The following is a 12,761-nucleotide window of genomic DNA, read 5'->3' as shown; positions in this document are numbered from 1 at the left end:
GTATTTATTTGTTGGCAAAATATTTCTGTATGAGCTTTTTATCTTCTCCGTATATATCATCATAAAATTTTAAACTGCCTTTCAAATTTTCGCAGCTAAAATATTTTATAAATAGGGGGATTTTATTTTTTACATCAATGCGGTGTTTTTGTTTGGCGGCAATCCAATTACTAATAGAATCTGTATTATAACGAAGTGTATCACCTTTGGGCAACAACATACTATCATTTCTAACAATATAATTTGCTAGTTTTTGCCACTCCTGCACCCTTACACAACCGTGGCTTAACGAACGCATACCATTTTTAAATAAATAACGCTGATTGGTATCATGTAAATAAACCGAAAATGGGTTGCTAAAATTAAATTTAATAACGCCCAAAGCATTATCATCACCACTGCCTTGTTGTATTAAATATGGAATACCCTTGGTATATTTTGACCAATTTATATTTTCAGGGTTAATACGTTCGCCTTTGTTATTGAGTAAATACATGCCTTTTCTAGCAAGGTAATTTGGGTTGCGTTTTAAGCCCGGTAGCATATCTTTTGTGATAATGCTTGTGGGCACTGTCCATGTTGGGTAAATGATAATATCAGTTATTGCACTATTTAATAAAGGCGTTGGCGTTGTAGGTTTTCCACAAATTACTTTCGATTCAAATACTAATGTATCAGTGTCCCATACTTTTAAGTTATAGCTAGGTAAGTTTACCCAAATGTATTTAGTTGGCAACTTTTCGGGTAACATTTTATACTTATCTAAGGTAACGGCCAAGGTTTTAAACTTATACGCATCAGTTAAGTTTAGTTGCTTAACCACAGCATTACCAATTTTACCATCAACGGTTAACCCCTTTAATTGTTGGTACTTTTTTACTGTATTTGCCAATGCAGTTGAATCAGTTGGTGTTGCAATAGGCATGTTGGCTTCTGCCATGCGTTTTTTAAATTGTTGTAAAAAAGCCAGTGAATCTTTATAAGGGTAATTTAAAAAAGTATACGATTTTGTATCCATACTATCCACAAATTGCTTGATGCTATTTTTTAATAGTTTATAATCGGCAAGTTGTGGTTGTACATACGCTAACACAGTATCAACTGGGCTTCCAGCAATTATTTTATTAAAGTTAATAAGAAAAAAACTGGTATATGTTGATGTATCTTTTTTATAAGAAATACTATCTGGTACCAACCTACCTTGTTTTAAATCTTTCAAAATAGTGGCTAATGCATCACTTATTAACAAATCGGCATTTGCCCAAAGCACCGCATTGGTTCGCTGTACCGAATCTGCATCTAACCTATTTTTAAGCTGCATTATTTTTGTAAAAGAATAATCATTTTTAAATAAGCCTTGTAAAGCTGCTTGGTCAATATAACGTAATAATGCAGGTACTTGTGGTTGCCATTTTTCTTTGTTTGACCAAATGGGCGCATAGTCGTTTTTAGCGTAAATATGTTGCAATACTTGGTAGTAATTTAGTGTAGTGCTGTCAGATAATTGAACAATTGAGTCCGTAACATCTTCTAACAAATTTTTAATTTGCTGTTGCACCGCAACATTCATTTCATTTGGGTTAATTACAATATTTTCTTTGGGAGGCAATTTTTTACATTTACAAGCTACAGTACCAACGGTAGTTATTAGCAAAAAACTAAGTAATAATTTAGATAAAGGGTTCATAATATCAGTAATATTATTACATGAAGTTATATTTTCAAAACGAAATTCACACATTTAATAATTACTTTGCAACTAAATAGATGGGGCACCAATTATGAAATATTACATCATTGCAGGAGAGGCCAGCGGCGACCTACATGGCAGCAATTTAATTAAAGCATTGTTGGTGAATGATCCACAGGCTGAAATACGTTGTTGGGGTGGCGATAAAATGCAAGCTTCTGGTGCTACATTGGTGAAGCATTATAAAGATTTGGCTTTCATGGGTTTTATTGAGGTAGTTAAAAACTTACCCACCATTTTAAAAAACCTCTCTGCATGTAAAAAAGATATTGAAGTATTTTCACCTGATTTACTCATTTTAATTGATTACCCTGGCTTTAATATGCGAATTGCAAAGTGGGCTCACCTTAAAAATATAAAAGTAGCCTACTATATTTCACCACAAATTTGGGCCTGGAAAGAAAACCGGGTACATGCCATTAAAAGAGATGTGGACCGTATGATGGTAATATTACCTTTTGAAAAAGATTTTTATAAAAAATACAATATGGAGGTTGACTATGTAGGTCATCCTTTAGCGGAAGTAATTAATCAATGGAAAGCAGCCAACCCAAACATAAAAAAAGAAAATATTGTTGCCTTATTACCGGGTAGTAGAAAACAAGAGATTTTAGTTAAACTACCCATCATGCTTTCAGTCGCAGCGCATTTTCCTGATTATAAATTTGTAGTAGCAAAAGCACCAGGACAAACAGATGCTTTTTATGAAGCCCTTTTAAAACCGTACAGTAATGTTGATGCTGTAGCAAATAAAACCTATGAATTGCTTGCTACTGCAAAAGCAGCGTTGGTTACCAGCGGTACAGCTACATTAGAAACAGCGCTTTTTGGGGTGCCAGAAGTTATTTGTTATAAAGGAAGCTACATCTCATACCAAATTGCTAAACGTTTAATTAAAATTAAATTTATTGGTTTGGTAAACTTAATCATGAATAAAGAAGTGGTGAAAGAGCTTATACAACAAGATTTAAATGAACAAAATTTAGTAACTGAACTACAAACTTTGTTGCATAATGATGAACGTAAGCAACAATTACAACATGATTATGCATCGCTTTCACAATTGCTTAATGCCGGTGGACATGCATCATCCAACGCAGCAGCTATTATGTACAATATGGTAAAAAATTAGTGACGCAATAATTTTATTGCCAATACCACCATTGCAAACAAAAACAGCAAAATAGAAATTCTGTTAATGCCATGCATATATTTCATCCACTGGGTTGGATTGTCGTTGGGATCTTTTTTTACTAAAAATAAATACTGCCCTATCTGTCTCAAAATACTCATGTTATGTTGTATTAATTTTTTAGAAATAATGTTGCCGTAATTAAGTGAAACTATACACAGCTACAAAGCGTAAATTTACAAAAAGCCATAACATGAAGTTTTATTTAGCTACTATTTTACTAATCTCTATTAGTTTTTTCTGTAATGCGCAAGTAAATGAGCCCAATAAATCAAGCTATGCAGTTGTAAAAACAGCTGCTGAATGGAAAAAGCAATTAACGCCTTTACAATTTCAGGTTACACGTAAAAAAGATACAGAACGGGCTTTTAGTGGCAGTTATTGGAACAACCATGCCGCAGGTGTTTATAATTGTATTTGTTGCGATAAACCATTGTTTAATGCAGATACAAAATTTGATAGCGGTACAGGTTGGCCGAGTTTTTGGGCGCCTATCAGTTCTCAAAATATAGAATTGTTGAATGATAAAAGCTATGGCATGGTGCGAACTGAAGTTAACTGTAGTAATTGTGGTGCACATTTAGGCCATGTGTTTGATGATGGTCCCAAACCAACTGGTTTACGCTATTGTATTAATTCTGCATCATTACTATTTATTAAAAAGTAAGTAATAGGTATTTTTCCACAAAAGCTGATGCAGCATGCGTTATACGTACTTTCGCAGCATGAACAGTAAAGAAAAATTTATGATGGCTGCTGTTGAGCTATCAAAAAAAGCAATTGATAATAACGAAGGTGGCCCATTTGGTTGTGTGATTGTAAAAAATGGTGAAATTGTAGGCAGTGGCTACAACAAAGTAACCTCAACCAACGACCCAACTGCACATGCAGAAGTAGTAGCTATTAGAGATGCTTGTAAAAACCTACAAAGTTTTCAGTTAGATGATTGTGAAGTGTACACTTCATGTGAACCATGCCCTATGTGTTTAGGTGCTATTTATTGGGCAAGACCAAAAGCAATTTACTACGCCAATTCGAGGAAAGATGCTGCTGCTGCAGGTTTTGATGATTCAATGTTGTACGATGAAATTGCTAAAGATTATGATGAACGAAAAATACCCATTATGCAAATTTCAAATGAAAAAGCTTTGGCCATTTTTGAAGAGTGGAATATGATGGAACATAAAAAACAATATTAAAACATTTTAGAAAAGAAAAAGGGCGTAATAATTCAATAAACAAATCATTACACCCTTTTTTAATTTGAGTAATTTTTATTTCTCAAAAAACCACCATTGTCTTTTTTGTTTCACTTGTTTTAAGCCAAACTTTTCAATAGTATTTTCTTTTATATGCTGCACTGCTTCTTCAATTGAATCAGTAAACAAACACAAATCTAAATCTTCAGGTGAAATGGTTTTTTCGTTTTTCATCAATTCAATATGCGCTATAATTTCTTTATGGTAGGCTTTATCAAAAATAACCATAGGAAATTGGCTTACAGTTTTTGTTTGAATAAGGGTTAAGGCTTCAAAATATTCATCTAACGTACCAAAGCCGCCAGGCATTACTACAAATGCATACGAATACTTCATCAACAAATTTTTACGCACAAAAAAGTATTTGATGTTTACCCACTTATCTAAGTAAGGATTGTGGTGTTGTTCAAACGGCAACACAATATTGCAGCCCACACTTTTACCACCAACTTCTTTTGCACCACGGTTACCTGCTTCCATAATGCCAGGGCCTCCACCTGTCATAATTGTAAAACCCAATTTGGCTATTTCACCAGCTAATTGTTGTGCTTGCTTGTAATAAGGATGTTCTTCAGTAAACCTTGCACTACCAAAAATGGTTACACAAGGGCCTGCAAAATGGAGTGCCCTAAACCCCTTTATGAACTCTTTTAAAACACTCAACGCAAACTTAAAATCCTTCCACCTATTTTGAGGACCTTCTAAAAACTTTATTTCAGATTTAGCCATATATACCTTTTAAAAATGCTAAGGTAAGTATGCATTTGTTAATGATACATAAAAACCATGTTTTTGAAACTGTTTACTAGCTATTATTCTGACGCAATTTGCTGTGTTTTTTTCCGTATCCAAAATAAATTACAAAGCCAATGAATAACCAAACAAACAAACGTAACCAAGTATCAAATGGTAGTGAAATCATCATTGCCACACAGGTCACAATTCCTAAAATAGGCACTAAAGGCACAAATGGGGTTTTAAATGGTCGTGGCAAATTGGGTTCTTTTTTTCTTAAAATTAAAATACCAACACATACCATTACAAATGCTAGTAAGGTACCAATACTCGTCATTTCACCTACAACACTTATTGGTACAAAGCCTGCAAACAAACTAATGAAAATACTCAACAATATATTTGACTTGAAAGGTGTTTGAAACTTTGGGTGAAGGTTTGAAAATACAGGTGGTAACAACCCATCTTTACTCATAGAATAAAAAACCCTCGATTGCCCCATTAAATCAACCAATATAACAGATGTATATCCTATTAAAATAGCCACAATTACTGCTTGCGATAACCAAACGTATGGGGTATGTTGAATAGCGATGGCCACAGGTGCTGCACTATTTTTAAATTCAGTGTAATTGGCTAAACCCGTCATTACGTGAGCAAACAATACAAATAATAACGTACAAACTAATAAAGAACCTATAATACCTATAGGCATGTTGCGTTTAGGGTTTTTAGTTTCTTGCGCCATAGTTGCCACAATATCAAAACCAATAAATACAAAAAATACAACACCAGCTCCTCTAAAAATGCCACTCACACCAAATTCACCAAAGTTGCCTGTATTTGTTGGCACATATGGATGATAGTTTGCCGGATTGATATACTGCCAGCCCAAGCAAATAAAAATTATTACTACACCTACTTTCAATGAAACCACCAATAAATTAAATAATGCAGAGCCTTTGGTACCCCTTACAATAATGGCCGTAATTAAACTGATGATTAAAATAGCTGGCAGGTTTACAATACCATGTATAACAGAACCATCAGCTAACGTAATAGTTTCAAAAGGTGATTTTAGTAGTTGTGCAGGTAAATGAATATTGAATTTATCTAAAAACTTAACAAGGTATTGCGACCAACTGATGCCAACAGTAGCAGCGCCAACTGAGTACTCCAGCACTAAATCCCACCCTATTATCCAAGCAAATAATTCACCAATAGTGGCATAAGCATACGTATATGCACTACCCGATACAGGTACCATAGCAGCAAACTCTGCATAACACAATGCACTAAAGGCACAACCTACAGCAGCCACAATAAATGAAATGGTTACTGCCGGACCAGCATTATTGGCCGCAGCAATACCAGTGAGTGAAAACAAGCCTGCACCTATTATAACACCAATACCAATGGCCACTAAATTTACTGCTCCTAAACTACGTTTTAATGTATTAGCCCCAGTTGCTGCTGCCTCTTGTTGTAGTAATTGAATTGATTTTTTGAGCATAAAAAAAGTATACTTAATCTGTAAAAATTTAGTGGCAAAAGTAGCCATTTAAAGTCTACAAAATAAGTATACTATTGTAAAACTTAGTAAAGTTTAATTATTGAATAGTAAAGCTTGCTGTTAATCCTTTGTTAGATGAACCGCCTACCATAATATTAAAAGCCCCTGGTTCAACAACGAAGTTTCCTTCATTATTGTAAAAACCTAGCTCATTATTCGTTAATGTAAATTCAATGTTGGTTGATTGTCCGGCTTCTAAAGCAAACTTTTTAAAACCTTTTAATTCCTTTATTGGTCGTGCCACACTTGCTACAGGATCATTCAAATACAATTGTGCCACTTCTTCACCAGCAACAGTACCCGTATTTTTTACAGTAACTATTACCTTTATTTGTTGAGGGTTACTAGCATCAACTTTTAAATTACTATAATCAAAAGTGGTATAACTTAAACCAAAGCCAAATGGGTATAAAGGTGCGTTGCTTTCATCGGTATAATGCGACCAAAATACATCTGGCTTAACAGCTCCCCTACCAGTTGGTAATTGATTGTAATAAATAGGTAGTTGCCCTACACTACGTGGAAACGACATAGGTAATTTACCTGAAGGATTGTATGCACCAAATAATACTTGTGCAACAGCATTACCCGTTTGTGAACCTAATTGCCAAGCCTCTACAATAGCAGGTATATTGGCTGCACTCCATGGTAAAGCTAACGGACGACCATTCATTAATACCAAAACTATGTTTTTATTTACCTTATAAACTTCTTCTAGCAGGGCTTGCTGAACACCAGGTAAACCTATTTGTGTTCTACTTCTGCCCTCACCACTTTGAAAACCATGTTCACCTAAAACCATCACAACTACTTCGGCTGTTTTTGCCATTGCGATCGCTTCTTTAAAACCAGATTTATCTGTTTCATTTATTTTAACTTCCTCCGTAAAAGAAGCTTTGCCAACAATTACATCGGCCCCTTTAGCATATTTAAAATTATTGGTAAACCCTTTTAAACCTTCCAATACCGAAACTGCGGTATTATCATCAGAACCCAAGCGCCAGCTGCCTAACGGACTATTTTTATCGTTTGCCAGCGCACCAATAACCACTATATTTTTTTGTGATTTTTTGAGTGGTAACAAATTATTTTCATTCTTTAATAATACTATAGAACGCTTGGCCATATCTAATGAAGCAGCAATGTGTGCAGGGTTATAAATCATTTCTTTCTCCCTAGCAGCATTACAGTATTTGTAAGGATCATCAAACAAACCTAACTCATACTTTACAGTTAAAATACGACCAACTGCTTCATCAATCACTTTCATATCTACCTTACCAGCTTCTACCAATTCTTTGAGGTATGTTACATATGCGTATGATTCCATATCCATATCAGAACCGGCATTGGCAGCTAACATAGCGGCATCTTTTAAATCACTAGCAAAACCATGCGCTACCATTTCGCCTGCAGAGCCCCAATCAGACACAACGAACCCTTTATACTGCCAAGCACCTTTTAAAATATCTCTTTGTAAAAAACGGTTACCTGTTGCAGGTATACCGTTTACAGTGTTAAAAGAGTTCATAAACGATTTTACATCAGCATTGGCAACGGCTTTAAATGGTGGAAACACAACGTTATACATGGTGTTTGTACCTAATTCAATAGCATTATACTCTCTACCAGCTTCAGCAAAACCATAACCTGCAAAATGTTTAGCACAAGCAGCAATGGTATTATTGGCAGCTAAATCATCGCCCTGAAAACCTTTTACACGGGCAACACCAATTAATGAACCAAGGTATGGATCTTCACCAGCTCCTTCCATACAACGGCCCCAACGAGCATCTCTTGTAATATCAACCATAGGTGCAAAAGTCCAGTTAATACCCATTGCCGATGCTTCTGTTGCTGCTACTCTTGCGGATTGCTGAATAGCAATTAAATCCCAACTTGCAGCTTCAGCCAAAGGAATGGGACTTACTGTTTTCATACCATGTATAACATCAAACCCAAAAAGTAACGGAATACCAAGGCGACTTTCTTTCACAACAATTTCTTGTAACTTTCTTACATCTTCATTGCCTTTTACATTAAGCACAGCACCTACCAAACCCTTACGTAAATGATCATACTTTTGTTTGGCATTACCTTCTTTAGGTGTAGGGCCTGTTACATCCCAAAAGCCATTATATTGGTTCATTTGACCTACTTTTTCTTCGAGGGTCATTTTTTGGAGTAGGGCTTGTACCTTTTCTTTTATTACATTGGCTGGCGCCTGCGCATTTACATTAGAAAAAAAACTACCTCCTATTGCGAAAACAACAAGGCTATATTTTTTCAGCATAGATAACATCATAACTAATATTTTGAAAAAAATGTGACATTAAAAAGCGGAGGTATTCACTTAAAAAGAAAATACCATCCGCAATTTTAGACTATTGACTTATTAAAACCTAGCTCGGAACAATTAATTATTGCTCAATAAGTTTAAACACTTTAACATAATCAACCACCATACTTGTTGGGAATGCAGTGTTATCAATACCTTGAGCACCACCCCAATCGCCACCAACAGCTACATTTAATATCAAGAAAAATCTTTTATTAAATGGCCATGTAGTAAAACCGGTATTACCATTTACAAATTCAAAATATTGAACGTCATCAATATAACCTCTTACAGCATATGGAGTCCAATCAATTCTGTATTTATGAAAATCATCAGTAGCAGTAGGTATTACTTTTGATGCTGTTTTTTGAGTACCTCTCAAGTGGTTGTAGGCAGAAGTGTGTACACTTGCATGAATTTTATTAGGATCGAAACCTACATGCTCCATAATATCAATTTCGCCAGATGCAGGCCAGTTACCATAGGCAGCATCGCTATGCAACATCCAAATTGCAGGCCATGTACCTCTGCCTTTTGGTAATTTTGCTCTTACTTCAAAACGACCATATAAAAAGTCGCCCTTACCCTTAGTGATCATTCTAGTAGATGTATAATCTCTACCACCAAATGCTTCTTTTTTTGCAGTGATTACTAAGTTACCACCTGTAACACTAGCATTTGCGCCACTTGTGTAGTATTGTAACTCATTATTACCCCAACCGCTGCCACCGGTTTCGTAAGTCCATTTTGATAAATCAGGAGCAGTTCCTGTGTTAAAATTATCTTCCCACATAGGGGTAGTTTCAAACTGCCAGTTTTTATCAACAATTAATTCAGCTGGTTTTGCTGTTGGAATATCTTTTTTATCAGTACATGCAATAAGCACTACAGCTGATAACAAGAAAGTTGAAAAACGACCTGTGATTTTTTTCATGATTATATTTTTTATGATGTTTGCTTGAACTACATCTGTTAACAAATTAAACGCTATAAAATTATTGTGGTATTAATTTAAATTGAAATACAGTACCAGCACCATTACCTGCTCTCAACACCATTTTATTGGCACTTATTTCAATGATACGATATACGTTTTCGTTTGGTACATCAGTAGTACCAATAAATACAGTTGGAGGCGTATTAGGTAATTGCAAAGTAGCTAAACCAGCTACACCACCTGTTGTTGCCCCAAATGTGTAACTAATGTTGCTGTATGAACGATCACTACCACAACTATAATTAGGCGCTACGTTACCGCCATTAAATGTTGAACCATTTGAGTTGTATGTAATTTTATCAGCTGCGGTGAAAGTGTAGGTATCATCAGATTGGCAATTGCCATCTAACGGACCACCACCAAAATATTGTGCAGGATTAGCTTCAGTACCAACAATGATAGCATTTGCACCAGGTGTAGGATCAAGCTTCCAAGTTTTTGAACCACCACCAGTTAACAAGTTTTTAATATCGGCTAAAGTTAATACTGTTACTTTTCTAAATTTGAACTCCACCAATACGCCACCGTTGTTTTCTAACACTGCTCTCAACGTTAAAGTAGTAGGAGTATAATTTTGAACTGTGTAAGTATTGTTCTCAACGATATCAGTTGTACCAATAAAGGGCCTACCGTTACCAGTAGCTAACGGTGCTAAAATAATTTTTGGTAATTGATTTGGTTTAACAACTACTTTATATGAAGGTGCATTAGGCTTTGGAGCTTGGCAGCTGTAACCAGATTGTACATCAAAAGTTTGTCCGTTTGCTTCATAACCAAAAGTACCATCAGCATTAAATTTAAAAATATCATCTGCTTGGCAATTGGCTGCACCACCAGCGAAATAAACCTGTGTTGCATCTGGCGATAATACTTTGATAGCATCACCATCAGAGCTCCATGTCCATTCACCTAAAGAACAGTTGGTCAATTTGCTAAAAAAATCATTTGAACATGCATCTGTAACACCAACAACTTTTGTAATTGAATTATTACCATTTGTACCAACGGTAGTAAGTGTAACATTATAAGCACCGCCTATTCTAAATTGGTGAGTAGGACTTTTCTCTGCTGATAATGGTGTGTTATCACCAAAGTTCCATTGGTATAAAAACTCTTCTGAACTAGTATTTGTAAAACGAACCGTGTATGGATAAGGCAATGTATCGCTGGCAGGTGTTTGTAAAAAAGTAAACCCTGCTGTAGAAGCTGAACCTGATAATTCTAAATCAGATTTTTTACATTGTACCAACAACAACACCACTGCAATAGCTAGTGATGATAGTGTAAACAATTGCTTTTTCATTTTAATATTTTTTTTGTGAATGAAAAGTACAAGGTTTTTGATGCGATGTACTTTTCATAAGTTAATGTTGGTTTTAGTATCCGGTATTTTGTGTAAGGTTAGGATTTTTATCTCTTTCACCTTGAGGAATTGGCATAAAGCGGTGTTTTTGAGCACAATTGGTTTTACCTGCCGCTTGCATTACAGTAACGAAATAATTAGGATCTGGATGACGTAATAGATCGTACCAACGATGCATTTCAAAACCTAATTCTAATCTTCTTTCTTTATAAATAGCTGCTAACCACTGAGCATCACTTAAACCTGTAGGTAGTGCAGCAAGCCCTGCACGTGCCCTTATTAAATCAGCAGCAGGCTTACCTAAAGCAGGACCAGCAGCTTCAGCATAAATTAATAAAATTTCGGCATAACGCATAATAGGCACATTTAAAGCACTACGCCATTGGCCTGCATCGCCAGTTGTATTTTCAACAGGAACAAAGTATTTTCTAACATTAAACCCATTTGGAGAACCAATTAATGAAGCAGGCTGCGTATAAGCGTTATAGGTATCACCCGGTATCCAAATAGAACGATTTCTACGCTTATCAATAATGGTACTGTATGCTGGGCCTGTTTTTTCGTATTGATCAACAAAGTTTCTGGTTGGTACCGTAAAGCCATAGCCACCTTCTGGCACTATACCTTGTGAACGAGGGCCGTAAAAAGTGTTGATACAAGTACCTACACCATAAATAGTGAATGTACCGCCATCAGCTCTATATTGTACTTCAAAAACAGACTCTTTACCATTTTCATTTTCTAACTTAAAGTTATCAGCATAATCTGTCCATAAATCGTAACCGTACAAAGCTTTATTGTCAATTACTTCTTTAGCTTTTGTAGCTGCATTTGTTTTATCTCCTAATGTTAAATAAACATTGGCTAATAAACCTTTTGCTGCACCAGCAGTTGCCCGGCCTTTATCATTAGCACCATAAGTATTAGGTAATAATGTTTCGGCATCTTTTAAATCAGCAATGATTTGGTTGTATACAGCTGCACGTGGCGAACGTGCAATGGTTGAAGCTTCTGCAACAGTAATGGCAGTAGTATATAAAGGTACATCACCAAATAAACGTACTAAATGGAAATAGTACAAGGCTCTTAAAAATTTACCTTCACCTATACTCCTGGTTCTAATTGCAGGTGTCATTACAGGTACTTGAGGCACCCTCTCAATAACCAAATTGGCTCTTAACACACCATAGTAGCATTGAGCCCACATAATGTTAACAATAGGGTTAAATGATGTTAAGCTAAAATTATCAAGCTCAGCCGTTTCAGCACCATCGCCACCGCCGCCACCACCAAGGTCGGCATCGTCGCTCATAATATCACCTAAGTGCCATGCAGCACCACTGTAAATAGCTGAAAGTGGTGTATAGGTTGCATTTACAGCATTAATTGCATCTGATTCGGTTTTATAATAATTATCAACCGTTACGATTGGAATAGTTGGATCAATTTCCAACAAACTCTTTTTACATTGGGTAAATAGTATTACTACAACCAGCAATGTTATTAGTCGTTTTAAAAATATATGTGTCATTTTATAACTTTTTTAGTAAGATG

11 protein-coding genes are annotated in these 12,761 nt (G+C 35.6%); 3 read left to right on the top strand and 8 right to left on the bottom strand.

Going from position 1 to position 12,761, the window contains the following annotated elements; genetic code table 11:
• Positions 1–4: 4 nt before the first annotated feature.
• Positions 5–1,741, bottom strand: coding sequence for a L,D-transpeptidase family protein (locus ACFOWM_RS12030; RefSeq protein ID WP_379710434.1), 1,737 nt, complete (start codon positions 1,739–1,741; stop codon positions 5–7).
• A 40-nt stretch (positions 1,742–1,781) separates the two neighbouring features.
• Here ACFOWM_RS12030 and lpxB point away from each other — a divergent pair, with 40 nt between their 5' ends.
• Positions 1,782–2,882 (top strand): lipid-A-disaccharide synthase, encoded by a 1,101-nt coding sequence (gene lpxB, locus ACFOWM_RS12025; protein ID WP_379710431.1) that lies wholly within the window; start codon positions 1,782–1,784, stop codon positions 2,880–2,882.
• On the opposite strand, the gene ACFOWM_RS12020 is transcribed toward lpxB, so the two are convergent.
• Positions 2,879–3,043, bottom strand: a complete 165-nt coding sequence (locus ACFOWM_RS12020) for a DUF6728 family protein (RefSeq protein WP_379710429.1) — start codon at positions 3,041–3,043, stop codon at positions 2,879–2,881. The two genes, lpxB and ACFOWM_RS12020, sit on opposite strands and share 4 nt — an antisense overlap.
• A gap of 92 nt (positions 3,044–3,135) precedes the next feature.
• Between ACFOWM_RS12020 and msrB the strand changes: the two genes are divergently transcribed.
• Positions 3,136–3,609 (top strand): peptide-methionine (R)-S-oxide reductase MsrB, encoded by a 474-nt coding sequence (gene msrB, locus ACFOWM_RS12015; protein ID WP_379710427.1) that lies wholly within the window; start codon positions 3,136–3,138, stop codon positions 3,607–3,609.
• Positions 3,610–3,643: 34 nt separating this feature from the next.
• Positions 3,644–4,141, top strand: a complete 498-nt coding sequence (locus ACFOWM_RS12010; RefSeq protein WP_379710424.1) for a nucleoside deaminase — start codon at positions 3,644–3,646, stop codon at positions 4,139–4,141.
• 75 nt (positions 4,142–4,216) lie between these two features.
• Here the strand turns inward: ACFOWM_RS12010 and ACFOWM_RS12005 are convergent, their stop codons facing one another.
• The 6 genes from ACFOWM_RS12005 to ACFOWM_RS11980 form a co-directional block, all read right to left on the bottom strand.
• Positions 4,217–4,930, bottom strand: coding sequence for an LOG family protein (locus ACFOWM_RS12005; protein WP_379710421.1), 714 nt, complete (start codon positions 4,928–4,930; stop codon positions 4,217–4,219).
• A gap of 76 nt (positions 4,931–5,006) precedes the next feature.
• Positions 5,007–6,449, bottom strand: a complete 1,443-nt coding sequence (locus ACFOWM_RS12000; protein WP_379710419.1) for an amino acid permease — start codon at positions 6,447–6,449, stop codon at positions 5,007–5,009.
• 97 nt (positions 6,450–6,546) lie between these two features.
• Positions 6,547–8,814 carry a beta-glucosidase BglX gene (gene bglX, locus ACFOWM_RS11995; RefSeq protein WP_379710416.1) on the bottom strand — a complete coding sequence of 756 codons (2,268 nt, stop codon included), beginning with the start codon at positions 8,812–8,814 and terminating at the stop codon, positions 6,547–6,549.
• Between the two features lie 115 nt (positions 8,815–8,929).
• Positions 8,930–9,781: a glycoside hydrolase family 16 protein gene (locus ACFOWM_RS11990; RefSeq protein ID WP_379710413.1), complete on the bottom strand. Its 852-nt coding sequence runs from the start codon at positions 9,779–9,781 to the stop codon at positions 8,930–8,932.
• A 61-nt stretch (positions 9,782–9,842) separates the two neighbouring features.
• Complete coding sequence (locus ACFOWM_RS11985) at positions 9,843–11,147, bottom strand: PKD domain-containing protein (RefSeq protein WP_379710411.1); 1,305 nt, start codon at positions 11,145–11,147, stop codon at positions 9,843–9,845.
• 73 nt (positions 11,148–11,220) lie between these two features.
• Positions 11,221–12,738 carry a RagB/SusD family nutrient uptake outer membrane protein gene (locus ACFOWM_RS11980; RefSeq protein WP_379710409.1) on the bottom strand — a complete coding sequence of 506 codons (1,518 nt, stop codon included), beginning with the start codon at positions 12,736–12,738 and terminating at the stop codon, positions 11,221–11,223.
• Positions 12,739–12,761: the final 23 nt, after the last annotated feature.

It is taken from the genome of Ferruginibacter yonginensis (genome assembly GCF_042651465.1).
GTDB lineage: Bacteria > Bacteroidota > Bacteroidia > Chitinophagales > Chitinophagaceae > Ferruginibacter > Ferruginibacter yonginensis.
Note: the sequence above shows the minus strand (reverse complement) of the source record. Positions and strands in the feature narration are given on the sequence as shown.